Annotated in this window: 21 protein-coding genes and 2 pseudogenes; 14 read left to right on the forward strand and 9 right to left on the reverse strand. The window is 62.8% G+C overall.

Going from position 1 to position 24207, the window contains the following annotated elements; genetic code table 11:
• On the forward strand, positions 1 to 557 hold a 557-nt coding region (locus ACI3K3_RS22170; RefSeq protein ID WP_404917694.1), incomplete at its 5' end, for an inositol monophosphatase family protein.
• A 307-nt stretch (positions 558 to 864) separates the two neighbouring features.
• On the opposite strand, the gene ACI3K3_RS22175 is transcribed toward ACI3K3_RS22170, so the two are convergent.
• Genes ACI3K3_RS22175 through ACI3K3_RS22195 form a run of 5 tightly spaced genes read right to left on the reverse strand, consistent with a single transcriptional unit; the run spans position 865 to position 8714 of the window.
• Positions 865 to 1755 carry an NAD(P)-dependent oxidoreductase gene (locus tag ACI3K3_RS22175; protein ID WP_404917696.1) on the reverse strand — a complete coding sequence of 297 codons (891 nt, stop codon included), beginning with the start codon at positions 1753 to 1755 and terminating at the stop codon, positions 865 to 867.
• Entirely contained in the window at positions 1752 to 2930 is a 1179-nt protein-coding gene (locus tag ACI3K3_RS22180; RefSeq protein ID WP_404917698.1) for an L-rhamnonate dehydratase, read from the reverse strand. Before ACI3K3_RS22180 ends, ACI3K3_RS22175 begins: the two co-directional genes overlap by 4 nt.
• The gene (locus tag ACI3K3_RS22185) at positions 2927 to 4210 is read right to left on the reverse strand and encodes an MFS transporter (protein ID WP_404917700.1); all 1284 of its coding nucleotides are present in this window, start codon (positions 4208 to 4210) and stop codon (positions 2927 to 2929) included. The genes ACI3K3_RS22180 and ACI3K3_RS22185 overlap by 4 nt, the downstream gene beginning before the upstream one ends.
• Positions 4211 to 4221: 11 nt before the next feature.
• Entirely contained in the window at positions 4222 to 5910 is a 1689-nt protein-coding gene (locus tag ACI3K3_RS22190) for a GH39 family glycosyl hydrolase (protein ID WP_404917702.1), read from the reverse strand.
• A gap of 38 nt (positions 5911 to 5948) precedes the next feature.
• On the reverse strand, positions 5949 to 8714 hold the full coding sequence (locus ACI3K3_RS22195) for a TonB-dependent receptor (protein WP_404917704.1): 2766 nt from the start codon (positions 8712 to 8714) through the stop codon (positions 5949 to 5951).
• 184 nt (positions 8715 to 8898) lie between these two features.
• Here ACI3K3_RS22195 and ACI3K3_RS22200 point away from each other — a divergent pair, with 184 nt between their 5' ends.
• Complete coding sequence (locus tag ACI3K3_RS22200; RefSeq protein ID WP_404917706.1) at positions 8899 to 9627, forward strand: FadR/GntR family transcriptional regulator; 729 nt, start codon at positions 8899 to 8901, stop codon at positions 9625 to 9627.
• 140 nt (positions 9628 to 9767) lie between these two features.
• Here the strand turns inward: ACI3K3_RS22200 and ACI3K3_RS22205 are convergent.
• Positions 9768 to 10013: pseudogene (locus tag ACI3K3_RS22205) on the reverse strand (LysR substrate-binding domain-containing protein); the annotation flags it as partial.
• Between the two features lie 60 nt (positions 10014 to 10073).
• Between ACI3K3_RS22205 and ACI3K3_RS22210 the strand changes: the two are divergent.
• The 10 genes and pseudogenes from ACI3K3_RS22210 (at position 10074) to ACI3K3_RS22255 (ending at position 18938) form a co-directional block, all read left to right on the forward strand.
• Positions 10074 to 10841, forward strand: coding sequence for an SDR family oxidoreductase (locus ACI3K3_RS22210; protein WP_404917732.1), 768 nt, complete (start codon positions 10074 to 10076; stop codon positions 10839 to 10841).
• A 516-nt stretch (positions 10842 to 11357) separates the two neighbouring features.
• Positions 11358 to 14090 carry a hydrogen gas-evolving membrane-bound hydrogenase subunit E gene (gene mbhE / locus ACI3K3_RS22215; protein WP_404917708.1) on the forward strand — a complete coding sequence of 911 codons (2733 nt, stop codon included), beginning with the start codon at positions 11358 to 11360 and terminating at the stop codon, positions 14088 to 14090.
• The gene (locus ACI3K3_RS22220; RefSeq protein ID WP_404917710.1) at positions 14087 to 14467 is read left to right on the forward strand and encodes a sodium:proton antiporter; all 381 of its coding nucleotides are present in this window, start codon (positions 14087 to 14089) and stop codon (positions 14465 to 14467) included. The genes mbhE and ACI3K3_RS22220 overlap by 4 nt, the downstream gene beginning before the upstream one ends.
• Positions 14460 to 15935: a proton-conducting transporter membrane subunit gene (locus tag ACI3K3_RS22225; protein WP_404917712.1), complete on the forward strand. Its 1476-nt coding sequence runs from the start codon at positions 14460 to 14462 to the stop codon at positions 15933 to 15935. The genes ACI3K3_RS22220 and ACI3K3_RS22225 overlap by 8 nt, the downstream gene beginning before the upstream one ends.
• The gene (locus tag ACI3K3_RS22230; RefSeq protein ID WP_404917714.1) at positions 15932 to 16264 is read left to right on the forward strand and encodes a Na+/H+ antiporter subunit E; all 333 of its coding nucleotides are present in this window, start codon (positions 15932 to 15934) and stop codon (positions 16262 to 16264) included. The genes ACI3K3_RS22225 and ACI3K3_RS22230 overlap by 4 nt, the downstream gene beginning before the upstream one ends.
• Positions 16261 to 16536, forward strand: coding sequence for a monovalent cation/H+ antiporter complex subunit F (locus ACI3K3_RS22235; RefSeq protein ID WP_404917716.1), 276 nt, complete (start codon positions 16261 to 16263; stop codon positions 16534 to 16536). The genes ACI3K3_RS22230 and ACI3K3_RS22235 overlap by 4 nt, the downstream gene beginning before the upstream one ends.
• A complete protein-coding gene (mnhG, locus tag ACI3K3_RS22240; protein ID WP_404917718.1) occupies positions 16533 to 16877 on the forward strand; it encodes a monovalent cation/H(+) antiporter subunit G in 345 nt (114 codons plus the stop codon). The genes ACI3K3_RS22235 and mnhG overlap by 4 nt, the downstream gene beginning before the upstream one ends.
• A gap of 219 nt (positions 16878 to 17096) precedes the next feature.
• On the forward strand, positions 17097 to 17345 hold the full coding sequence (locus ACI3K3_RS22245; RefSeq protein WP_404917720.1) for an AAA family ATPase: 249 nt from the start codon (positions 17097 to 17099) through the stop codon (positions 17343 to 17345).
• 122 nt (positions 17346 to 17467) lie between these two features.
• Positions 17468 to 18502: pseudogene (locus tag ACI3K3_RS22250) on the forward strand (IS110 family transposase).
• 166 nt (positions 18503 to 18668) lie between these two features.
• Positions 18669 to 18938, forward strand: a complete 270-nt coding sequence (locus tag ACI3K3_RS22255) for a hypothetical protein (RefSeq protein WP_404917722.1) — start codon at positions 18669 to 18671, stop codon at positions 18936 to 18938.
• On the opposite strand, the gene ACI3K3_RS22260 is transcribed toward ACI3K3_RS22255, so the two are convergent.
• Both ACI3K3_RS22260 and ACI3K3_RS22265 read right to left on the reverse strand, forming a co-directional pair.
• Positions 18935 to 19477 carry a GNAT family N-acetyltransferase gene (locus ACI3K3_RS22260; protein ID WP_404917724.1) on the reverse strand — a complete coding sequence of 181 codons (543 nt, stop codon included), beginning with the start codon at positions 19475 to 19477 and terminating at the stop codon, positions 18935 to 18937. The two genes, ACI3K3_RS22255 and ACI3K3_RS22260, sit on opposite strands and share 4 nt — an antisense overlap.
• On the reverse strand, positions 19474 to 19782 hold the full coding sequence (locus ACI3K3_RS22265; RefSeq protein WP_404917726.1) for a DUF1778 domain-containing protein: 309 nt from the start codon (positions 19780 to 19782) through the stop codon (positions 19474 to 19476). The genes ACI3K3_RS22260 and ACI3K3_RS22265 overlap by 4 nt, the downstream gene beginning before the upstream one ends.
• A 694-nt stretch (positions 19783 to 20476) precedes the next feature.
• On the opposite strand from ACI3K3_RS22265, the gene malQ reads away from it, so the two are divergent.
• On the forward strand, positions 20477 to 22501 hold the full coding sequence (gene malQ / locus ACI3K3_RS22270; protein ID WP_404917728.1) for a 4-alpha-glucanotransferase: 2025 nt from the start codon (positions 20477 to 20479) through the stop codon (positions 22499 to 22501).
• A gap of 460 nt (positions 22502 to 22961) precedes the next feature.
• Entirely contained in the window at positions 22962 to 23282 is a 321-nt protein-coding gene (locus tag ACI3K3_RS22275) for a hypothetical protein (RefSeq protein ID WP_404917730.1), read from the forward strand.
• Positions 23283 to 24043: 761 nt separating this feature from the next.
• Here ACI3K3_RS22275 and ACI3K3_RS22280 read toward each other — a convergent pair.
• The coding region (locus ACI3K3_RS22280; protein WP_404917734.1) for an ATP-binding protein at positions 24044 to 24207 on the reverse strand (164 nt) is incomplete at its 5' end.

The raw sequence follows: 24207 nt of genomic DNA on the forward strand, positions 1-24207 counted from the left end.
AAGGCCCTTACCGCTGGGTGCTCGATCCCGTCGATGGCACGCGCCCCTTCATCTGCGGCCTCCCCGTCTGGGGCACCCTGATCGGCCTTACCCATGCGGGCCGCGCCGAACTCGGCATGATGAGCCAACCTTTCACCGGCGAGCGCTTCTGGGCCGGCAGCGACGGCGCCTGGACTGAAAGACACGGCGTTCGCTCGAAACTCGCGACGCGCGATGTGGGATCGCTTTCGCAAGCCATCCTGCACACGACATCCCCCGAACATTATCACGATCCGCTGAAGGAGGGCTTCGAGCGCCTGTCCGGCGCCGTGCGCATGACGCGCTATGGCGGGGAATGCTATGCAATGGCCATGCTCGCGGCCGGACGCATCGACCTCGCTCTGGAGCCCTCGCTCCAGCCTTATGACATCGTCGCGCTGATCCCGATCATCGAACAGGCAGGCGGTGTGGTCACGACGCTGGATGGCGGGCGCGCCGAGAATGGTGGCTCGGTGTTAGCCTCTGCGACAGCCGAACTCCATGAACAGGTCCTAGCCTTGCTAAGCTGTGGCTCATGAATGACTGATGACAGCAAAGTCACAGAAGGCATCATCACACCGGGCTGATGCGGCCGCCCCCGAACGATAGTTATCCAAGTTTTGGCTCTCCAAAGCTGATTGACCGAAAAATCCCGCGGCGCGGCGTTTTGCGCTCGGCAAGACCGACCTTTTTCGGACGCCCAGAGATCAAAACACGACCTTTAGGTGCGCAACGTCCGCTATCGTCCTGTCGGCCAAACGCAGCAAAACGGTTACCAGTTCGATCGCGACAGACGCGCGGCGTTCTTTACCTAGCAGATCGACGTCGATGGTCGGCTCCCGAATATCAGCTACCCGGAGCGCCATCCGCAGCGCGCAGGGGCTCCACGATCGAGGCTATGTCCTGCGTTCCGTGGCCTGCCGCGTCCGCTTCCACAAACCGTTGCCGCGCAGCCGCGGCGATGGCCGAGACGATGCCGACCTCTGCTAGCGCCTGCTCGGCGTAACCAAGGTCCTTGCCCATCAGCGGCACAAGGAAATGCGGGTCATAGGCGCGGTCGAGCATGCGGCGCGACACAGCCTTGAGAAGCGGGCTCGCCGGTGCACCATCGGTAAGGATGGACATGGCCTGCTCCACATCGAGCCCCCGCTTCTCGAATAGAGCGACCGCTTCAGACAGGCTGGCGGCCTGCACGCCGCACAGGAAGTTGTTAGCGAGCTTTACGGTCGCGCCGCTGCCGACCGGGCCAAGGTGAACCACCGTGCTGCCCATCGCCTCGAACACGGGCCGGGCAGCGGCAAGCACTTCGCCGCCCCCGCCCACAAGGAAGCGAAGCGCGCCCTGGGCGGCCTGGTCGCGGCTGCCCGTCACCGGGGCTTCGAGGAAGCGGATGCCCCGCGCCTCGGCCAGCGCAGCGAGCTGGGCGACCCAGCCACCCGTGAGCGTGCTGGAATCAATGGCGATGGCGCCCTCGTCCATCGCCGCGAAAGCCCCGTCCTCACCGGTCCAGACGGCGCGTGACACGGTGTCGTCCGCCAGCATGGCGACCACGACGGACGCGCCCTGCGCCGCATCGGCCGGCGTTGAGCCGATGCGCGCACCGGCCTTGGCCAAAGGTGCGGCCTTTTCGGCGCTGCGGTTCCACACGGCGACTTCAAAGTCTGCGTTCAGCAATTGCCGCGCCATACCCGAACCCATAATCCCGAGGCCGAGTACCGCCACTTTCATCGTCGTCATCCGATCACCTTGAAGCGCGAGAGGGCTTCCTCGTCGATTTCGAGGCCGAGCCCCGGAAGAGTGTCGTCGAGGTCGATGTACCCGTCCACCGCCTGCGGCTCTCCCTTGAAGATATACCAGAACAGTTCATTGCCGACCTCTACGTCCACCATCGGGAAGTATTCCGCAATGGGCGAATTCAGGCTGGCCATGACGACGTGGTAGTTATGCATCTGCCCGGCGTGCGGTACGACGGGTATGGAATAGGCCTCGGCCAGCGCCTGGATCTTGCGCGCGGCGGTGATGCCGCCCACGCGGTTCGTATCGAACTGGAAGTAATCCAGCGCCTTGGCCTCGATCATCTGGCGGAAGCCGTAGCTGGTGAATTCGTGCTCGCCGGCCGCGATGGGCGTGGTCCCGAAGCGGCGCAGTTCGTGATAGCCGTTGATGTCGTCGGGGATGATCGCCTCTTCCAGCCAGCGCAGATTGAACGGCTCGATCAGCCGCATCATGCGCTTGGCATAGTCGAGGCTCCAACCCATGTAGGCGTCTGCCATGATGTCGATCTCGTCGCCCACCGCCTCGCGCACGGTGCGGATCAGCGCGACGTTGCGGGCCATGCCCTCGGCGCCGTCGATCGGGCCCCAGCCGAAGCGCAGCTTCATCGCCCTGTAGCCTTGCGCCTTGTAGCGGGTGGCTTCCGCCGCGAGTTCATCGAGCGGGATCGAATAGAGCCGGCTGGCGTAGACCGGGATCTTCGCCTTGGTGCGGCCACCCAGCAGGCGGAACACCGGCTGCTTCGCCGACTTGCCCATCAAGTCCCAGATCGCGATGTCGAGCGCCGAGATGGCCACCAGCGCCACGCCCTTGCGCCCAAAGGCCATCGTCTTGCGATACATGTGCTGCCACAGGAATTCACTGTCCCACGGGTCCTGCCCGATCAGCAGCGGCGCAAGGTACTGGTCTATCAGCTGTTTGGTGACGAGCGGCGCCAGCGCGGCGTTGCCGATGCCGACAAGGCCCTCGTCGGTGAATATCTCGACGATGAGCCAGCCGTGGAAGGTGAAGGTGCCCATCGTCTCGGGCGAGAGCATCGGCGAGACAAGGTCCATCGGATTCGTGCAGAAATGCGGCGGCAGGGGCACGGTCTCGCCCTGCCACTGGACGACGCGGGTGCGGACTTCGGTAATCTTCATGGCAGGACCTTTCCTGTGAAATCGAGTTGTGAAATGCGGGGAATGGTGAGGCAGATCAGCGCGAAGGCGATCAGGTGGAGCAAGGCCGCCGCGGTCAGCACCGGGGTGTAGCCGGCGCCTGCGTCAAGCGCCCAGCCCGCCGCCTGCCCCATGACGATGCCGCCGAAAGCGCCGCCCAGGCCGACCAGCCCTGCCAGTCGCCCCAGGGCGCTGCGCGGCACGAGGTCGGTGGGCAGAGTCATCACCAGGGTCGACCAGCTTTGCTGCCCGAAGAACGCCAGGCTGAAGATGGCGATCACCGCGGCGACCGAGGCGGTGGTCGGCGCCAGCATGACCCACGGCATGCAGGCGGCACTGAGGCCCAGCGCGATCTTGCGCGCGGCGTTGACCGAACGGCCGGAGGAGAGCAGCCGGCTCGAAAGCCAGCCGCCGCAAACGCTGCCGACGCCCGAGGCGGCATAGGGAATCCAGCCGATCGTTGCGGCCTGCTTGAGGTCGAAGCCGTGCGCCTCGAACAGGTACTTGGGCAGCCAGAACAGATAGAAGTACCAGGCGCCGTCGCTCAGGAACTTGGCGCCGACCACCCCGCGCACTTCCCGGCGCGAGACCAGCATCGCAAGCGTCGGGGCGGGGCCGATCGCCGCTTCGTCCGCCGCGCCTTCAGGCGGGGTGCGGTAAGTCAGGAACCACCAGAGCGCCCAGGCGAGACCCAGCCCGCCGGTGAGGAAGAACACCCAGCGCCAGCTCGCAAGCCCGAACCAGGTGCCATAGGCGAGCACGCCCGCGATCAGCGGCGGCGCGATCACCGCGCCCACCGCCGTGCCCGCATTGACGAGCCCCATCGCGGCGGCACGGCGCTCGGGCGGAAACCACTCGGCGACGGCTCGGGTGGCAGCGGGGAAGCCCCCGCCCTCGCCCATGCCCAGCAGCAGGCGGCTGACCACCAGCGCGGCAATACCGCCGGCGAAGCCGTGGCTGGCGCAGGCGAGCGACCAGAACACCATGATCGTCAGGAAGCCCGCGCGCGTCCCCACCCGGTCGAGCAGCCAGCCGCCGCCGAGATACATCAACCCGTAAGTGGCGAGGAAGGCGGAATCGAGGAAGGCCTTGGTCTGATTGCCGATGGGAATGTCGGCCTCGATGTACTTGATCGCCCAGGGGAGGGTCTGGCGGTCGAGATAGCTGATGGCGATGGCGGCGGCGATCATCACTGCAATCGCCCAACGTCCCGCTATGCGGCCAGCCCCGCTTCCTTCCGATGCGCCGCCTGAAACTGCCACGCCGGCCATCCTTACTTCGCGTCGTCGAGCACGAGGAGGGCCACGCCCTGCCGTGGCAAGCGCAGTGCCACGGTGGCACCCTTGCCGCCGCGAGTCACCGCGACCCGTTCGGCCTGCATCTTCGAGGCCGCTTCCAGCTTGACGTACTGGTCCTGGTTGGGCGACTGGGGCGAGCCCATCTGCTGCCACGCGGCGAAGGCGTTTGCGTGGGTGCCGTCCACCCGCCACAAGCTGGCATTGGCGGGTACGCCCCTGAGGCCCCTGAAGTCGATCGTGACCTGCGCATCCGGTCCGGCGACGTCATCGTCGTGATAGTGCCACAGCAGCAGCGCCACCTTGCCGTCCGCGGTGCGCGTGGCGATCGAACCCACGTCGGCATCGCCCTGCACACCGTTGGCCATAACCGTGCCCAGCGGAATCTGCGCGGCGTTCGTCGTGGCCAGCTTCGTCTCGCCCAGTTGCGCGAACATGCGGAAGACGTTGAGCACCGGCAAATCGACGCCGTTGGTCGAAAGCTGGCGATAGCCCGCGAACCACGGCTGGTCCTCGAACTCGAACGACCACGACAGCACGCCTTCCAGGTTGACCTTGCGCTTGGCGGCCAATTCCCAGATCCGTGCGAAGCTGGCGGCGGTGTAGCTGGAATACATCGTCCCGTTGCGATAGTCGTTCTGCGGTCCCGGACACGCGGCGCAGCCCTCGGGATCGCTCTCCCCGATCACTACCGGCTTGCCGGCCAGCGCGGGGATCGACAGCACTTTGGTGAACCCGCCGTCCGTCTCGCGAAGATGCGTGGAGATGCCCATGCGGACGTGCCCATCCACGAAAGTCGGCTTGCCCTTGGCATGGAACGAGAGGAAGTCCGTCGGCGTACCGGTCTGTCCGGTCGCGTAGTTCTTCCCCGAAGATACGTGCTTGAGGAAGCCGTCCATGAACGAACCGCCCGGCCCCGCCACGTCCGGCCCGCCGACGCGCGCGGTGGGCAAGGCCTTGCGGATGGCGGCGACCGCGTAGTCGTGAACCTTGTAGAATTCCTCCGGGCTGGCAGACCAGTAGAAGTCGGAGTTCGGCTCGTTCCAGACCTCGAAGTACCAGCGCTCCACTTCCGCGCGGCCATAGCGTTCGATGTTGTGCAGCGTCCACTGATGAACCAGTTCGGCCCACTTCTCGTAGTCCTTGGGCGGGTAGGTCCAGCCGGTGGCGATCAGCTTGTAGTCGAAGCCCGGCCGCCAGAGATGCTGATAAGGCGTGCCCTTGGGCGCGCTCGACAGGGCCTCGGGCATGAAGCCGATCTGGAGATAGGGCCGCACGCCGCGTGCAAGGTAGGTGTCGATGATGCCGTCCACGACCTTCCAGTCGTAGACCGGCTTGCCGTCCTTGTCCTCGGTATAGGCATTGGTGCTGCCCCACTTGAAGGCCGGCGTGCCGTCCCCGGTGCTGAGCAGGTTGTGAGCGCGGAAGTATACCTGGCCGGTCTTCAGTTCCCCAAGTTCGACCAGCAGCTTGCGGCCGTCCTTCATGGTCGCGTAGTTCGGCTCGTCGGCGCCGAAGAAGCGCCAGACCGGCGGCAGCTTGCCGTCGCTGCGCGCGGCATCGACAGTGACCGTAACCGGCCTTGCGTCCTCTACCTGCTGCGCGAGGGTCGGCATCGGCAGCGCCATGAATGCGGCCATCGTCGCAATTGCCCTGGAAATCGTCATCGGATCATCCTCTCGAAGGAAAGCGGCACGGGTACAGGTTACATCTTGGCCCGGAAGCCGAGCGCGATGGTGCGGGTGTAGAGTACCGTGTCGCGGGGAAAGAGCGTCGGGTCATCGAAAGAGGTCTTGTAAAGATTCTTCAGCACGTTGGTCGCATCGAGTACCACCGTGAAGTCGGGATTGATCTCATAGGAGAACGAGAGGTCAAGGTTGCTGATCGGACCGTTGGTGATGAAGTTCGGATTGACCCCGGTGAAATGCAGCCCGGCATTGTAATCGTCGCGCCAGACGTAGGATGCCCGGCCCGAGAACCCGCCTTTCTCGTAGATCAGTGTCGCCGTGGCGGAATACTTCGAGACGTTCTGGAACGGGATGTCGAGGTAGCCCGTGACGCCCGGCAGGGGCGAGAGTGCCTTGTTCTTGCCGTCGATGTAAGTGCCGTTGGCGCTCACGCCGATCCCGTCCAGCCAATTCGGCAAGCCCTTGGGGAACAGCGTGACACCGCCTTCGATGCCCTGGATCTTGCCGGATCCGGAGTTTTCCGGACGGGTGATCTGATAGACGCCGTTGTCGGCGCCGAGGTAATCGATGTCGAAATTGCTCGTCACCGACTGGATGAAGCCGGACACGTCTCGCCTGAACAGCGTGGCGGTGATCGAGCTGGAGCGGTCGATGTACCATTCCAGCGACAGGTCGTAGTTGTCCGAGCGGATCGGCTTGAGATCCGCGTTGCCGCTGCTGCCGCGCCCGAACGGCTGCTGGCCGGGGATCGCCGGGGTCAGGGTGACGGCAGGATTGAGCTGGGCGAAGCTGGGCCGGGTGATCGTCTTGCTCGCGGCGAACCGCAGGAACAGGTTGTCCTTCAGCTTGTAGCGCAGCGAAAGGCTGGGCAGCACGTCGGTGCTCTTGTTGCGGATCGTCACCGGGGATGTCGCGCCGCGCAGCACCAGGAAGGCGTTCGAGGTGATGTCCGTCTCGATCACGCGCGCGCCGATCTGCCCGTCGAGGCGGCCGATCTCCAGGTTGGCCTGAAGGTAGCCGGCATAGTTCTTCTCGGTAATGTCAAAGTGCTGGGTATCCTGGAAAGCGGGATCGCCGGCGGCCAACCCGAAAGTCCCGCGCAGCGTGCCGATGTTGTTCAGCAGATAGTTCGTCGAAGGCGTCGCCCATTGCCGGACATAGGGACGCGTGCCCTCCATGAAGCCGCCCGGCGTCCGCGTCATCAGGCCGGGAATGCTGTCCGCCTGGATGGAATAGCAGCGCACCGCGCCAGTGGCCGAACAGTTGATGGTCTGCACGAAGCTGTCGGATCTGGCGTCCCGCTTGCTGATGCGTACGCCGGCATCGATGCCCGAGAAGATCAGGAACGGCGCACGGTAGGAGACGTCGGCGCGCCATGCCAGTTCCTTGCCATCCCCCACCGTGCGGTTGGTCGACAGCCGCGAGAGGTAATAGCGCGATGGATCGGCGATATCGTCATTGGGCAGCACGAACGTCGGCGTGCCCGACCCATTGTTGAACACCGCGTCCGTGCGCAATGCGATGAAATCCACATCAAGGTTGTTGGCGATGTCGGTCGCCTTCGATCGTGTGTAGGAGAACTCGCTCGACGCTTGCCAGTCGCCGCTCTTCCAGTCGGCGCCGAGCGCCGCCTGATAGCGGTCGGCCTTGTTGCTGTAAGCCTGCCCGAACTGGGCGACGCGTCCGTTGGCGATGCTCAGCGACTGCACCAGCTTGGTATCGTCCACGAACTGCAAAGGCGACAACAGCGTTCCGTTCATCGACGTGAAGTTCTGGTTGGCGTTGCCCTCGTCCCGGAAGCCGTAGAAAAGGCCGTCCGCATGGATCGTCAGCCGGTCGTCGGGTGCCCATTGCAAGGTGGCGTTCACGGCCGGTCGCTTGCGCGTGCCGATGCGATCGAACGCACCGATGACGTCGGTGCGGAACACGCGCGGATCGGTCGGGCTCGTGCCGCGCGGGTCCAGCGGCACGCCGGGCGTGTAAGGCGCGCGGCTGTTGTCGAGATTATAGCCGAAGTAGCCGCCGCCGAAGATCGTCTCGTCCCGGTAGCGGGTCTGGTGGAACGACACGCTGACCAGCGCACCGATCTCGCCGATGCCGGTATGCCAGCGATTGGTGAGCAATGCGCTGACGTAAGGGTCGATCTTGTCGGGCTGCTCGCTGTAGACCTCGCGCCCGGCGAGCGCGAGCTGGAAGCCCTTGAAGTCAAACGGGCGCCGCGTCCGCACGTCGATGAGACCGGCGATGCCGCCCTCCAGCTGCTGGGCCGAGCGCGACTTGTAGACATCCACGCCTGCGACGAGGTCCGCCGGGACGTCTGCCAGGGAAAGCGAGCGGCCGGTGGTCGTGAAGATGTTCCGTCCGTTGACCAGCGTAACCACATCCGGAAGCCCGCGGATGAGTACGGTGGCCGATTCCCCGCGCGCACGCGGTGCAACCTGGACGCCTGGAACACGCTGTAGCGCCTCGACGACATTGTTGTCAGGCAGCTTGCCGATATCCTCGGCAACGACGGAATCGACCAGCTGCTGGGAATTGCGCTTGATGTTCTGCGCCGAGGAAAGGCTGGCGCGCATGCCTGTGACGATGATGTCTCCAGCCGTTGCGGTAGCGGGATTTTCCTCTTGGACAGCCGACCCCTCCGCCGGGTCTAGTGCGTCCGATGTTGAGCTGGGTGCTCCTGCGGTAGGGCCCTGCCTTTGCTGTGCGGCGTGGGCGGCGCCGGCCGGGGCAAACAATAGCGCGATAGCGGGCAATCCACTCCAGTTTGACGCACTCTTCATCTCGATCGTCTCCCGGCTCGTTTTTATTTCTCATACTAGATGTAAGGATTCTCTGGCGATGACAAGCCGGAATTCGCAAAATTGAGCGCCGTGCGGCGTTTTATTGAATTTTTCCTCATACCAATCGCTACGCCCCGTCGGCAGGCGGGCTTGACGCGAGGGCACGGACAGCGGACGAGGAGGGATGACACAGGAAGACGACCATCCCCTCTCCCGGCGCGCGGCCCTGCCATCTCGCGCGGTCCATGACCGGATCGCCCACGACCTGGCGATCGCGATCGTCGGCGGTCACTACCAGCCGGGAGAAGCGCTGCCGGGAGAGGAGCGCTACAGTGCGGAACAGGGAGTTTCGCGAACCGCATATCGCGAGGCGGTGCGCGTCCTTTCGGCCAAGGGCCTCGTCTATAGCCGTACCAAGAGTGGCACGCGCATCAACGAGCGGCTGCGCTGGAACATCCTCGATCTCGACGTTCTGGCCTGGATGTTCGAAGCAGGACCAACCCCGGAGTTTCTGAGGGATATATTCGAGTTACGAACGGTGGTGGAACCGGCAGCGGCGCAGTTCGCCGCGCTGCGCCGCGACCGTCAGGATATCTCGCGCATGGGGCACGCGCTCGAGGAGATGCGCCGCTTCGGGCTACAGACCGTCGAGGGCCGCGCTGCGGACCAAAACTTTCACAGCCTTATCCTGATGGCCACCCGCAATGAAGCGCTCATTAACCTGGCAACTTCGGTCACTGCCGTCGTCGCCTGGACCACCCGTTTCGCCCGCGACGAACGCAAGGAATCGCGCGATCCCATGCCTGACCACGACGCCGTCTTCGATGCCATCCTGCGCGGCGATCCGGAAGAGGCGCGGCTCAAGATGCTGGCCCTCATCGGCAACGCGTCCCGGGACGCCGGGATGTTGTGACATAATCCTTATGGATTTCTCATACTAGATTGGGGGGGCGGTCGGGCTCGATGCGCCCACTTGCCGCTTCCATCGTATTGCCCTTCTCAAGGCCGCTCGGCAGCCGGCTTTTGATAGACTGTTGCGGATCAAAGCGGACGTTATGCCAAATCAGTCAGCGATTCACGGGCCATTCCGATCAAAGCCTTAAAGGCCGCCGAGGGATTTCGTCGACTGGGATAATAGAGACACAATCGGTCGAGGGGCGGCGTCCAGTCCTTCAGAACGCGGATGAGGCGGCCCTGCGCGATATCCTCCCGAACGTCCGACTCCATGAAATAGCCGATGCCGACATCAGCCAGGACAGCAATGCGCGAAAGGCTTGCCTCGTCGAGCGTGATGGGGCCGATCGCCGTGCTGGAGATCACGTTGTGAGCACAGTTCGTCAAAAAGGCATCCAGCCTTTCGTGGACCTGAGCGGCAAGCGGGCCCTTGTAACGTCTGGAACGCGCGGTGCGGGCGCCGCCACCGTCAGGCTGTTCCAGGAGCTTGGCGCGCAGGTCCTGACCACCGCCCGCACCCGGCCCGATGATACGCCGGAAGCGCTGTTCGTCGCGGCCGACCTGACGAGTGCGCAAGGCTGCGCCAGCCTTGCCGCCGCAGTGACCGAACGCATGGGCGGTGTCGATATCATCGTGCATATGCTTGGCGGCTCCTCCGCCCCTCCCGGGGGCTACACGGCGCTTAGCGACGATATCTGGACGAGCGAACTTGACCTCAACCTTATGCCAGCCGTCCGTCTGGATCGCGAGTTGGTTCCAGCTTTGGTCGCGGGCGGCGGGGGTGTCGTTATTCATGTGACCTCGATTCAGAATGTGATGCCCCTGCCCGAGGCGACGATCGCCTACGCCGCAGCGAAGGCGGCGTTATCGACCTACAGCAAGGGCCTATCCAAGCAGGTGTCTCCGCAGGGGGTACGCGTCGTGCGGGTGTCACCCGGCTGGATCGAGACAGAAGCCTCGATAGATTTCGCGACACGGCTCGGGGCGGACCATGGCGGTGACATTGAACTCGGAAAGAAGATCGTCATGGACTCGCTCGGCGGCATCCCGATCGGTCGCCCCGCCAAGCCCGAGGAAGTGGCGAACTTGATTGCCTTCGTAGCGTCGGACCGGGCGGGCAGCATCACCGGAGCCGAATATGTGATTGACGGCGGTACGGTGCCGACCGCCTGAGCCGCCGGAAACCGCCGGCCGGGCGCGAGCATGCTAAATCCCTTCGGCCGGCGCTTCAGGCACTATCCAGCCTTTCGAGATGGCAATCGACGGCATTGGGAAGCTGGACGATGTCGCGGTTAAAATCGGCACTACCGCTTTTGGACGGAGCAGACGTTCGAACGGTAGCCTCGCAACGATCGCTTTGTTCCGCGGCAAGTCGTTCAGGTTCACTCGGGAATTGGTGAACGAAAAGGCAGTTATCGAGGAACCGAACCGACTTCCTCTACAGCAGCTTTGTCGGCGAAGCCTGGTAGGCCGCGACCGGCTGGTCGTGACCAAATGTGACGGGTAACAAGAGTATCGACCTTCAGGAAATGCATCCCAGACTACCTGCTCCTTCAGGTTCGCGAAAAGCTCTGATACCTCCCGGTGACGCCTCTTACATTTAGGCGATGTAATTGTACCCGTCCGTCATTCAGGAACTTCGGTTAAAAAGGGGCGCAGCCCGTCGCTATGTCGGGCATTATCTGATCGATGCTGGTTTTGCTTTTGACATCCTTTTTGGGCGCGTGCTGCCTACCGCCGCTGGCACGCCGCGCCGGTAGAGGCGCCGGCTTTATCGTTGCCCTGTTGCCTATCGGGCTATGCGGTGCCCTCGTTTCGATGGCACCTGGGATTGAAAAAGGCTGGGTGCGCTCTGCGGGCGGGCCGTGGGCGCCCTCGCTCGGCTTGGATTTCACCTTGCGGCTGGACGGCTTTTCGTTCCTGTTCTGCCTGCTCATCACATCCATCGGCGCGCTCGTGACGATTTACGCGGACGGGTATTTTGCCACCAAACCGCGCAGCGACCGTAGCCGTTTTCAAGTCCTCATCCTGCTGTTCATGACGGCGATGCTGGGTACCGTGCTGGCGGAGAACATGCTGGTCATGCTCATGTTCTGGGAAGCGACCAGCATTTTGTCCTTCCTTCTGGTCGGCTTCGACGGACGTAGCGCCCGTTCGCGACGTGCGGCGCTTATGGCATTGCAGGTGACCGCTTTCGGCGGCCTCATGCTGCTGGCTGCAATAATGATGATCGGCCATCAGATCGGTACATATTCCATGAGTGCCGCGATCGAGCAGGCGGATACTATCGCGGCTTCCGCTCATGGCGATGCCGTCGTCGCCTGCATCCTGATTGCCGCATTCACCAAGTCTGCGCAGTTTCCATTTCACTTCTGGCTGCCGAACGCCATGCAAGCGCCGACGCCTGCTTCCGCTTATCTGCACTCGGCTACGATGGTGAAACTTGGGGTCTATCTGCTGGCCCGGTTCGAGCCGGCTTTCGCCGCGACGAGTTGGGGGCGAACGACCGTGATAACCGTTGCATGCGTGACCATGCTCATTGCAGCCGTCCAAGCTTTGCGTGCGGAGAACTTCAAGTCCGCACTGGCCCATTCGACTATCGCGTCGCTTGGCATTCTGGTGCTGCTGGTGGGTCTTGACGGACCGGCAGCGACGGTGGCCATGGTGGGCTTTCTGCTGGCGCATGCGATGTATAAGGCAGCCCTGTTCTTTTGCGCAGGATCGGTAATTCATGCGACCGGATTGCACAGCCTGCGATCAATGGGCGGCTTGGCCCGGCTACTCCCGCTGACCGCCGCTGCGACCGCGGGCGCGAGCTTGTCCATGGCTGGAATTCCACCGTTCATCGGCTTCGTGTCGAAGGAATTTCTGTTCGAGGCGCAACTCGAAAGCAGTTGGGCGCTGTTGCCTCTGGCGATCGCCGTGCTGGTGAACGCTGTCATGGTCGGCGTGGCGGGCGTCATCACCTTGCGGCCGTTCTTCATGGGGCAGGGAAAAGTCACGCAGATCCGCCATCGCGAAAGCCTGGCGATCGCCATCCCGCCGCTGCTGCTGGCGATGGCCGGCCTTGTCATCAGCCTCGAGCCGGACTGGATCACCCGCGCGGCTTTGCGTCCGGCAGTCGCAGCGGTCTACGGTCGCCCCGTGGATGTGGATATCGCCGTCTGGCATGGGGTTACACCGATGCTGTTGCTCAGCGCGGTCGTCGTATTGACCGGAGCCTTCATCATTCGCTTCTGGCGGAAGATTCACGACCGGCTGCGCGGTATCGATCGGCTCGACGTCTTTTCCGTGGAGCGCCTCTGGGCAGTGTCTCTTCGGGCGCTGGTCGGTGGATCGCTTAGCTTGACGCGCCGGATTCAGCATGGCGACCTGCGGCGTTATCTGCTCACGGTCATGGCAGGCATGATCGCCCTGCTGACATGGTCCGTGATTGCTGCTGGCGCGTTCCCCAAACTACCCATAACGGGGTCTGTCGATTTGGCCTCCGCGCTGGTTGCAGCCATTGCGCTGGGCGGTGCGATCATGGCGGCACTGGGACGTTCGCTCATCGCCTCGATGGTGGCGACGGGGCTTACCGGGTTCGCGGTGGCGGTCACATTCCTTCTGAACAATGCCCCGGACCTTGCCCTCACCCAGTTTGCGGTGGAAGCGCTCCTGGTGGTATTGCTGACCGCGCTGCTGATCGCGGTGCCGCTGACGACGCCGCCCACGCGCACTTCATCGATGCGCTGGGTCGATCTGACGCTGGCCTTGGCTCTGGCCGCTCTGCTCGCCCTGGCGGTACTCGACATGGCATCGGCGCTGAAGCCTTCATCTGTCAGCGAGCTATACGGCCGCCTGAGCTATGTCGCCGCGCATGGCCGGAATGTGGTCAACGTGATCCTGGTCGATTTTCGCGCGTTCGACACACTAGGCGAAACTACCGTGATCGCCGTCGCCGCGGTTTTGGCACGCTCTCTGTTGATGTCCCGCGATAGCAAGGAAGGTGCGGCGAATGGGCACAAAACCGGTCATTATTCTTTTCGGGCGTTCGGATGGCCGCTTGCCGGGCTGGTACTGGCATGTTCGCTGGCAATTCTGTGGCGCGGGCACAATGATCCGGGCGGCGGGTTCGTGGGCGGACTGATGGCAGCGCTGGCATTCGCGATCGTGTCCCTTGCTTACGGCGTCGGCCGCGCAGAGCATGCCTTGCGGGTGAGGCCGCTTACACTGGTGGGGATAGGACTGGCCCTCGCTCTCCTAAGCGGGATTCCGGCAATTCTCGTGCAGCGCCCTTACCTTACCCAGCTGTGGTGGGAGCCTGCTCAATGGCTTCCCGCCATCGGGACCGCGCTTTTGTTCGACCTCGGCGTTTATCTGGTTGTGCTGGGGGCGGTGCTGACGTTCCTGTTCGGACTGCAACGGGAGGCATCACGATGATCCTGCTCTATGCCGTGGCGGGCGCAGGGATCACTGCCTGCGCGCTGTTCATGATCCTGTCGCGAAATCTGGTCCGCATGCTCCTTGGCTTCTCGTTGCTGGCCACTGCCGTCAACCTGCTGCTGTTCCTGGCGGGAGGCGCCGGGTCCGGGCAACCTCCCATCATCGCCGATGATGCTGAAACGCTGGGAGCAGCTTCCGATCCGACCATCCAGGCGATGATCCTGACGGCGATCGTCATCGGTTTTGCGCTTACGGTGATGACGGGCGTGCTGATCCTGCGCACCTGGCGGGCCAAATTGACGCTGGACGCCCGCAAGCTGGAGGCAGCCAGCCGACTTGGCGCACCGCGAACGAACGATCCGACGGATGCCTGAGGCACCACTGATCGCAGCTCCGGTGCTGGTGCCCTTCCTGGGTGCTGCTCTGGCGATGCTGCTGCGCGAACGGCCTCGCGCAAGCCTCGGCGTGGCCTTGGCGACGATCGCAGTCCTGGTCACTTCCACGCTTCTACTTTTGTCCCGCGTCCTGCCGGGTACAGGGCCTGTGCCGACCGAGGTCTTCGGTGATTGGCCGATCGGCTTCGGAATCGCGTTCTCAGCTTCGTTGCCGGGTGTGCTGCTGGTCGCCGTGACGACCCTGGTTGCCACAGCGGTCATGATCTACTCCATCGGAGACATAGGACCTCGCCGCCGCAAGGCAGGATTTGATGCACTGATGCTGGCCATGATTGGCGCGGTGAACGGTGCTTTTCTCACCAACGACCTGTTCAATCTCTATGTCTGGTTCGAGTTGGCGCTCCTTGCTGCTCTGGGTCTTCTGACGCTCGACCGCAGGATCGCACAGATCGATGGAGCCATCCGCTATGCGGCCTTCGCCATGATGGCAGCGACGTTCATTCTGCTGGGAATCGGGCTGGTCTACGGAACAGCCGGGACGCTCGACATGCCGTCGATCCGTACCATCCTTTCAAGCGCAGAGCCTAGCTACTCGCTCGCGATTGCGGCTGGCCTGCTGCTGGGAGGGCTTGGTTTGAAATCAGGTCTTGCGCCTTTCCATCTCTGGCTGCCGGCCTCGTACCATACCGCCCCGACAAGCGTCGTCGCGACATTCGCCGGGCTTCTCACCAAAATGGCTTTCTATGGATTGCTGTTCGTACTCGTGGGAATGCTTGGACTTTCCGCCGGAGCCAGGGGCGCCGCGCATATCGTTGGCATTTTGCCGTGGGTTGCAGGTGTGACCATGATAGTGTGCGCGATGGGCGCCTTGGCCCAGACCGATATGCGTCGCATCTTGTCGTATCACGTCATCGCGCAGGTGGGCTACATGGCCGTCGGCTTGGCCTTAGCAAACAACCGGGGCATCGCTGCAGCTGTATTCTACATGGTCCACTCAATCATCGTTCAAACCAACCTGTTTCTCGGGGCTGGCCTGATCCGCCGTGCCAGCGGCAGCTGGGACCTGACGCGAACCGGCGGCATGCTACGTAACAATCCGCTGTTCGCCTTTCTGTTCGCTGTGCCGGTCTTGTCCTTGTCCGGGATTCCGCCTTTCTCCGGCTTTTGGGCAAAATTCATTGTCCTTCGCGAAAGCCTTGCCGCTGGACACACCTGGATGATGGCAGCGGGTATACTGGCGGGTCTGATGACGATCGTCTCGATGGCGCTGTTCTGGGCAGATGCATGCTGGAAGGATGCGCGCGGACGGACTCGCCCCATCCCGGCGAGCGGCCTGGCGGCGATGTCCCTGCTCAGCGGCGCAACGGTAGCTATCGGCCTGACGCCGCAGCCCTTATGGGAACTGGCGGAACTGTCGGCACGCGCCTTGTCGGGAAATCAGCCATGATTGCGCGGCGCGTCAGGGCCGTGGCCATCCTTGCGGCGGTTTTCCTTTGGGATGTCGTCGCATCCTCGCTGTCCGTCGCGCGGATCGTGCTCTCGCCATCAATCCGCACGACGCCTGCGATCGTGGCCGTGCCGATTGCCGTGCGCAAACCTTGGGCGGTGGCCATGTTCGCTTATTTTACGTCCCTCACTCCGGGGTCGACTTGCCTCCATGTGTCGAGGGATCGGCGATTCCTGTATCTTCACGTCCTTGACGCCTCCGACCCGCACCAGTCGGCGATGCGATTCAAGCGCTTGTACGAACGATGGATAGCGGAATTGGAAACATGATGGACCATCAGACACTGGCCGCATCACTGGCGCTAGTCCTCGCGATCGCGCTGATTCTGGCGGGATGGCGAATGGTCCGTGGGCCCAGTCTGGCAGATCGTTTCATTGCGCTCGATATGTTGACTGCGGTTGCGGTCGGCTTCACGGCCATCGCTGCGTTGAGCACCGGTAGAGCGTTGTTCCTAGATGTGGCGCTGGGGATCTCGCTGATCAACTTCGTGGCCACCGCAGCATTCGCTGCATTTCTCGAACAACGGGGCCGCAAGCCATGACCATCTTAGCAGAGATACTGATGATCCTTGGCGCGGGGTTTCTGCTGGTAGCGGCGATAGGATTGATAAGGCTTCGCGATCCCCTTCAGCGCATGCACAGCGGCACCAAGGCTGGGACGCTCGGCACCAGCCTGCTACTGGCTGGCGTCATGGCGTCGCAGAACGTGGAAAGCCGCGCATCTGGTTTCCTTGCGGTGATCTTCCTGCTGATCACCCTTCCCATCGGAGCACAATTGCTTGGCCGGGCCGCCTATGTTTCCGGCACCGCGCTTCAGGGCATCGAGGAAGACCCCTTGGCAGACGAACTGGATCGCCCGGAGCCTGAGGAGGTGGAAAATTAGTCCGGCAGAGCCTCATACCAGCCTGCACTGATCAGAACTGACGTGCCCACTTTCGGCGGCCGATGGTCATAATGCGCTGCGGCTGATCTACCAACCTGAACCCGGACATCATCGTCACCGCTCGACGAGTGGAGGAGCGTCTGCAGGACGTTCCCATCTCGATCACGGTCTTCCTCTCTGTCGGCACCGCTACGGTCCCCCATCGCGGCAGGCAAGACCGTGCAACTCGCGGAGGGCCGCACCAAACTCAAGGGCGATAGCTGGACTGACGAACAAGGCGCAGCGACGATCCAGATCTTGCCCAACACCAACCGGGTGACGGCGCTGCAAGTTGCGGCGAGGACGGCGAAGACCTCAACCGTTCTGGCAACGGTGGCGGAGGCGGCGAAAGCCAATGGCGTGAAAGCCCCAGCCCTGGCGCCCACGGCTTCCGCTGCGCAAGTGCTGGCAGAAGCTTTGTTGATTTAGATCTATGCTGATTTGATACAACTGTGGTTCGGCGCCTGGGAAGCAAAAGCTGATGGGGTGGACGCCCCCCGACGGCCTTTATGGCAAAGTGGAGGTGTTGAAGCACCACTGAGGAGGCGTCCGTGTCACAGGTTACCACAATCGGTCTGGATATCGCCAAGAACGTTTTTCATGCGCATGGCGCCGATGAGCGCGGCGCGATGGTGTTCACTCGCAAGTTGACAAGAGCCAAGTTACTCGAGTTTTTCGTAGGTCAGCCGGCCTGCGTGGTGGCACTCGAGGCGTGCGGTGGCGCCCATCACTGGGCGCGCCAGCTTATAGCGCTGGGGCATGATGTGCGGCTGATCCCGCCTGCCTACGTGAAACCGTTCGTGAAGCGGAACAAGAATGATGCGATCGACGCTGAGGCGATCTGCGAAGCCGCTCAACGACCTGGCATGCGCTTTGTGGCGGTGAAGAGCGAAGAGTAGCAGGCTGCAGGGCTCGTGTTCCGCACGCGCGATCTGGCGGTTCGTCAGCGCACCCAGTTGATCAACGCGATCCGCGGGCACCTGGCGGAGTATGGTTGGGTCGCACCGCGCGGCACTGCACACATGACGATGCTGGCTGATCTTCTCGAGGAAGAGGAGATGGCGGCGACTTTGCCGGAGGCGGCGAGGCCTATCTTCAAGCTGATGGTCGATATGCTAGGCGAGCTCGATCAGCAGATTTCTGTGCTCGACCGTGAGATCGCACGACGCGCCAAGGAGGATGAGGCCGCACGCCGTCTGATGACCATCCCGGGGATTGGTCCCATCGCCGCGACAGCCATTATCGCGCTGGCGCCGCCGATCGAAACCTTCCGCAAAGGCCGGGACTTCGCCGCTTGGCTTGGCCTTGCCCCACGGCAACACTCGACCGGGGGCAAACAGCGGCTCGGGAGCATATCGAAGATGGGTGAACGCACGATCAGACGATTGCTCATCATCGGCGGCAGTTCGATGGTGAGACAGGCAAGCCGGTATGGTGCGGCGGCAGGCTCATGGATGGAGCGAATGCTCGCGCGCAAGCCGCGCATGCTGGTCTCGGTCGCGCTAGCCAACAAGATGGCGCGCATGGTCTGGGCGTTGCTCATCAAGAACGAAGATTACAGGGCTCCGGCGGCGGTCGCGGCGTAAGCTGCGGCAGCAACCAGAGGCGTCGGGGACGTAGGCGGTCGAAGGGGGGTATGGCACAACAGTCGGCGAGACGGGGCTGGGAGAACCAGGGAATGGCAGAGCGCTAGCCAAGCGCGCAAAGCTGTAATGGATCCGGTCCGCGAACTCCCATACTGGCCCGCAGCATATGGCGCTGCTCATCGAGGCCGGACAGATGACAGCATCCGACTACGTGCCAACATGCCCCAATTTACTGCTTGCATCCGAAGGGGCGTCCACAGATGCCATTCCGCATCTAAGCGCCACAGATAAAAGCCTGAACCGACCGCAAGGGTCAGCCTTCGAGGCCGACACCGACGTATTTGAAGGCACGCTATGCCGCTTTCATGTCGTTGCAGAGCCCTTTGCCGAGTGTGCCATATCCGGTCGTGCAGGGCTGCTTTATCAGTCTCCTTAGAGTAGGACTTCCACGTCCGAGAGTGGAAGAAACATTCTGAGCTTTTGTGTGGGCAAGGACGCAAATCCGTAGGAGCCGTAAAGCTGGATTCTGCCTTCAACTGCGCTTGCTGAGCCGCAATCGAGCACGTCTAGAAGCACGACACGGATACCGATGGCCTCGGCTGCACGCGCGATGCGGCGTAGGCAGTCGACGAGGAGATCCCCGCCATAGCCTCGTCCCTGGTAGCGGCTGTCGACTCCGATCATGGAGATGAAGGCGGCGGGGATTGTTCCGTGACCTGGGCGGTCTCGTTTGAACTGCTCGGGAAGGTCTGCGTAGTGGATTGAATGGGCATTGAGGGCGTAAAAGCCGACGATCGATCCATCGGGCTCGGTGAGGACGTGAACCCGTAAGTTGCCTGCGCGGGCGAGCTTGTTCGCTGTGCGCTTGAAGAAGTTGTCGACCTGCTCGACGCCACATGAAAAGGCCGCTCGATCGTGCTTGGACGGTTCGAGCGGCTCAATGATGAACTTTGCATTCGTCATGGTGTCGGTCACTTACTCTCGATCGTCTCGTTGTGACGGGAGAAGGCTGCGCGCAATTTGTCGGTCGGCGCAGCGGGACGGTCGAGCGCGGCGAAAAAGGCTTCGTGATCGACTGTGCTTAGCGTCGTGCGTTCATGGGTCGAGATCGTCTCCATCGCGGCACGATACGCAGCGTTCATAGTGAAGACGGAATCGTCCACCCCTGAAAGCGCAGCGGCCTTCTGGATGGCGTCCTTGATGCGCGGCTTGGTGCGAAACGACATGCGCTCGGTGCTGCGTTCGTCTATTGAACTCGTGATGTCGTGGTGTGCCAGCATGACTACCTCCGTTAAGAAGATCATTGTACGCCGCTGTGGCATACGGGTCAATGCTGTGCGCCTAGGCGGCGTACATCAGGCATCAAGGTTCGATTTTGACCCTTCACCATCTTAAATGTGTGGGTTCCGGCAGCCACGGGCCCGTCTCTCGCTTCGTGGAACGATCGTCTTGGCTTTCGGAATGGCGGGTGTTGGATGGGGATTCGCAATTCCAAGCCGGGCTCGAAAACGTCGGTCCTGCCCAACGCGGGTCGCTCGGCCTAGCCTGAAGTTAGGCGAACAGGGCCGGCTTTCACCGCACCCCGATAGGGGCTTACATGATATGTCTGCGCGCCGGGCACGGCTTGTGGGCGTGGGGAGAGGCGGCACGGAGAGGCGGCACGGAAACCCGCGGTGCCGCTCCTGCGTTGCAAAGGCGGAATCCTGGCGGGGCTCGATCTGCCGCACTCGACTGGAACAAGATGATGAAAGAGCACCGATACCAGGGCTACAGGCGCCTCGGCACCGAACATCGCGGCGGAGAGCCCCGCATTCGGCCTTATATTCTTTACGCGATCTTCGGGGTGTGCGCTGTACCCGTCGCGATCCTGCGGTCTTTGATCGAGGTCTGGGATTGTCCCGGCCGAGGCCGTGGCGATCCCGGAGCAGGCCAAGAAGGCTCCCCGCAAGTCCAGAAGTACCCACGCTGAAAGCCATGGACGCGATCCGCTTCAACCCTACGAGCAATGAGCCGCTTCAGGACCTTGCCGCAGCGGCCGGGCTGCAGCGGCATTGGCAAGGCGCCGACGGCAAGGCGAATGTCGTCTCCGACGAGGCGCTGCGCGCGATCCTTGAAAGGCTGGGCTATCCGGCGTCGAATCCGGTAGACATCCGGGAAAGCAGGGCGGCTGTGGAAGCCGAACTTCAGTCTGTTCCGCGACTGCTGACTGCCGACGTGGGAAAGCCGATAGGCTTGGCGCACGACCTGAAGCGGGCCGTCCATGCCGAGATCGTTCCCGAAACCGGCGGGCCGGCACGGCAGGTCGTGCCGGTCGATGGCCGGCTTCCCCCTGTCGAGAAGGCTGGATACTACCGGGTGCGGATTCTGGGACGGCAGGTTCGGCTCGCCGTGGCCCCCCCGACCTGTTTTTACCCCGGCGGGCCCGAAGGCCGCAAAAGATGCTGGGGACCGGCGATACAGATACCCTCGTTGCGGACTGGGCGGCCGGCTCCGTTCGGCGATCTGGAGGCGCTGTCAGAGGCGGTCGCCCTGTTCGCGCAGCGCGGCGCGGACGCGGTGGCGATCAGCCCCGTTCATGCCATCTCCGCCCACGCCGGTGCGGGGTTCAGTCCCTATAGCCCGTCGAGCCGGCTCTTCTTCAACACCGCATTGGCCGCGCCGCGATTGGCGGGTCTTCCCGGTTTCGAGGAGGAGGGAGGAGGCGCGATCATCGACTGGGAGTCAGCCCTTTCCAATCGAAGCAAGGCACTGCGCTGCCTTTTTGCGGCGCTCGAACCTTCCACGCGCGCCCGCATCGATGCCTGGGTGGGCACGCAAGGAGAGGCGTTGCAGCGGCATGCCCTGTTTGAGGCCCTCTCCTTGCATTTCGGCCCTCGGCATGCGGGCGGCGGGGCGCCGGACTGGCGGGATTGGCCGGCCGAATACCGCGACACCAGCAGTCCGGCAGTGGCGCGTTTCCGGGAAGATCATGCGCAGGAGATCGCCTTTCACCTGTTCGCACAATGGTTGGCCGGCTTGTCGCTCGCCCATTCTCAAGACAGGGCGCGGGGGGCCGGGATGGCGATCGGGCTCATCGCCGATCTCGCGGTAGGCATCGATCCCGGCGGCAGCGATGCCTGGGCGATGCAGCAAGACGTCTTTTCCGGTCTCACCATCGGCGCTCCTCCCGATCCGCTGGGGCCGGAAGGGCAGAATTGGGGGCTCACCGCGTTTTCACCCAGGGGTCTGGCCCGCTCCGGCTTCGAACCCTGGCTCGCTACCATTCGTTCAGCGCTGCGCCATGCGGGAGGGCTACGCATCGATCACGCGTTTGGCCTCTCGCGTCTCTGGATTATCCCGGCAGGCGCGGATGCGGCGCAAGGCGCTTATCTTTCGTTTCCGTTCCGCGACATGGTGCGGCTCATCGCGTTGGAGTCTCACCTCGCCAAGGCGGTGATAATCGCGGAAGACCTCGGCACACGCCCTCCCGGTTTTGACGAAGTGCTGGCGGGCCGCGACTTGCTGGGCATGCGTGTGCTCTGGTTTGAACGATCGGCAAAGGGCTCGTACCGCGCCCCTGCGACGTTCGAAGCGGCGAGCGTTGCCATGACGAGCACGCACGACACCCCTACCGTGGCGGGCTGGTGGAGTGGCAGGGATCTCGCCTGGAATAGCCGATTGGGGCGCGGCGGCGACCCGCAGATCGAGCAGGATAAGCGCAGCGAGGAGCGGCAGGCGCTGTGGCAGGCTATCGGCGGCACGCCCCCCTCCACCGAGACGTCCTCCACCGAACCGGAGGCCATCGTCGATGCTGCCGTGTCTCACGTGGCCGGCGCACGATCCGACCTGGCGATCGTGGCCTTGGAAGACCTGCTCGGCCTCGAAGAACAGCCCAACATACCCGGCACCGTCGGCACTCATCCCAATTGGTGCCGGCGTATGGCCGCCGCCACGGAGGAACTGCTCCAGGATCGACGGGTACAGGGCAGGATCGACACGCTGAACCGGCGCGCGCCTTAGCTCAAGTGCCCCGAGCGCGCACGCTCTCCAGTGCCCCACTCGATCGGCACGGTAAGGCGCGAACCCAAGGTGATGAGGAAATGCTCCCTATCCAGATCATTGACCCGACGAAGTGTGAGCCGGTCAAGGGATGCGAGATTGGGTCTCTGCGGCTTCCAGCGGACACCGCGCGGCTGATGGGGTTAAGCTGAAAGCGAAAAGAGGCCGACCCTCGCTGGAGAGACGGCCTCTGTACGGCGAAGCGAGGGAGGGATGATCACCGTAACGTCGCTGGAGAACGACCCACGGTTAACATCCTGCAACGAGCGTTGTTCCGACCTTGATCCGTGTTAGCATTGCCTCGGTCGCGGCTGCGACAATGTCAGGTCAACGCCAATGCCTTACCTAGCGGCAGGACCGTGCCGTTTACACATCCTCGCTCTGACCGCCAAATGAAGTCCTTTGCAAACCGGGGGCTATAATGAACGAGATTCAATTAGATCTCCTAGTTGACAAGATAGACCAGCTGCTATCCGAATATCTTGAGCTGCGATCCGCCGATAAGAACCTTTCTGAAGAAATCGCTACCGGAAGAATCCTCCCTGCGAGCTTATTTCCACGAGATGAAGCGGATTCAGTTTCTCGACGCGCGCTGCTCTCGATCGGCGAGACTTTGGCCTTGGTCGGAGGTATCGACTTAATGCTTCGGGTGCATACGGCCTACGAGAATAAGTTCGGGGTGCAAAGGGCAAACAGCCTGAGTGCGCGATGGGACAGCGCGGCAGAACTTTGGTATCACTGAATTTTGCGGGAAAATTAGGAAGGCACCCCGTCGTGCAAGGGGCGGTCACGAGACGGAGGGTTGGTCCACCACAGGATGGCGCGTCGCCGCCATAAAAAAGCCTCGCTGTCCGTATTAGGGGACTGCGAGGCATAGGTTCGGGTTATCGCATGCAGAGCGACGCGCTAAAATCGCGCCAACTGTCTAAATGTTCCTGCGGAAATCAGACTGAACCGAAAAGAGGCCGCCCCCCGCAAAAGGGACGACCTCTGTGCGATGGGCCGGGGGGTGATAGGCACCATCGCGATGCTGTCGCTAGACAGCCCGGAATTAACATCATGCAAGCCCGGTTGTTCCCGGTAATGGTCATGGAATCTTTCGCCCAGCTGCGGCTGCACCGTTGGACGTGTCCCATGCTTGAGGATCGCGAAAGCGATCGGACCAAGTAGACTGAAGGCCGCTTGGTAGCCGGTGTCGAGCCCGGTCCGCAGCTACCTCTCTGGCAGTCTATCTGTCCGACGCATTACAAGGACACCCTGCCTGACTTTCTGCGCACTGGGTGCAATCTGCTGGCCCCCATCCGGGTTACGGATCACAGTCACGAAGCTTGGGAGTCAATCTATGAGCGAATGGGACATGAATGGAATAGAAGCTTACCGGGGCTGCGGATTCCGATGATCCCGGCCGCCTGTTCCAATCTGATCCCGGCCATCATTCCGATTTGATCCCGGCCGGGCAGAAGCCAGATCGTTTCGCCTGATGGCATTAGGGGTTGGCGGTGGTCAAGCTGCGGTTTGGGTCGCAGGCCGGCGCATGGACTCACCCTCGAGTTCGAGCCGGTGTGCGTTGTGCACGAGGCGGTCCAGGATGGCGTCGGCGTAGGTCGGATCGTTTATGGTCTGATGCCAGCGGGCCACGGGAAGCTGGCTGGTGACGAGCGTTGAGC

The organism is Novosphingobium sp. ZW T3_23 (genome assembly GCF_044987305.1).
Lineage (GTDB): Bacteria > Pseudomonadota > Alphaproteobacteria > Sphingomonadales > Sphingomonadaceae > Novosphingobium.

Bases quoted from the DNA above. Each gene is read 5' to 3' on its own strand.
- ACI3K3_RS22175 (WP_404917696.1), bottom strand. From the start codon at position 1,755: ATGACGACGATGAAAGTGGCGGTACTCGGCCTCGGGATTATGGGTTCG.
- ACI3K3_RS22180 (WP_404917698.1), bottom strand. From the start codon at position 2,930: ATGAAGATTACCGAAGTCCGCACCCGCGTCGTCCAGTGGCAGGGCGAG.
- ACI3K3_RS22190 (WP_404917702.1), bottom strand. From the start codon at position 5,910: ATGACGATTTCCAGGGCAATTGCGACGATGGCCGCATTCATGGCGCTG.
- ACI3K3_RS22195 (WP_404917704.1), bottom strand. From the start codon at position 8,714: ATGAAGAGTGCGTCAAACTGGAGTGGATTGCCCGCTATCGCGCTATTG.
- ACI3K3_RS22200 (WP_404917706.1), top strand. From the start codon at position 8,899: ATGACACAGGAAGACGACCATCCCCTCTCCCGGCGCGCGGCCCTGCCA.
- mbhE (WP_404917708.1), top strand. From the start codon at position 11,358: ATGCTGGTTTTGCTTTTGACATCCTTTTTGGGCGCGTGCTGCCTACCG.
- ACI3K3_RS22220 (WP_404917710.1), top strand. From the start codon at position 14,087: ATGATCCTGCTCTATGCCGTGGCGGGCGCAGGGATCACTGCCTGCGCG.
- ACI3K3_RS22225 (WP_404917712.1), top strand. From the start codon at position 14,460: ATGCCTGAGGCACCACTGATCGCAGCTCCGGTGCTGGTGCCCTTCCTG.
- ACI3K3_RS22230 (WP_404917714.1), top strand. From the start codon at position 15,932: ATGATTGCGCGGCGCGTCAGGGCCGTGGCCATCCTTGCGGCGGTTTTC.
- ACI3K3_RS22235 (WP_404917716.1), top strand. From the start codon at position 16,261: ATGATGGACCATCAGACACTGGCCGCATCACTGGCGCTAGTCCTCGCG.
- mnhG (WP_404917718.1), top strand. From the start codon at position 16,533: ATGACCATCTTAGCAGAGATACTGATGATCCTTGGCGCGGGGTTTCTG.
- ACI3K3_RS22255 (WP_404917722.1), top strand. From the start codon at position 18,669: ATGGCGCTGCTCATCGAGGCCGGACAGATGACAGCATCCGACTACGTG.
- ACI3K3_RS22265 (WP_404917726.1), bottom strand. From the start codon at position 19,782: ATGCTGGCACACCACGACATCACGAGTTCAATAGACGAACGCAGCACC.
- malQ (WP_404917728.1), top strand. From the start codon at position 20,477: ATGGACGCGATCCGCTTCAACCCTACGAGCAATGAGCCGCTTCAGGAC.
- ACI3K3_RS22275 (WP_404917730.1), top strand. From the start codon at position 22,962: ATGAACGAGATTCAATTAGATCTCCTAGTTGACAAGATAGACCAGCTG.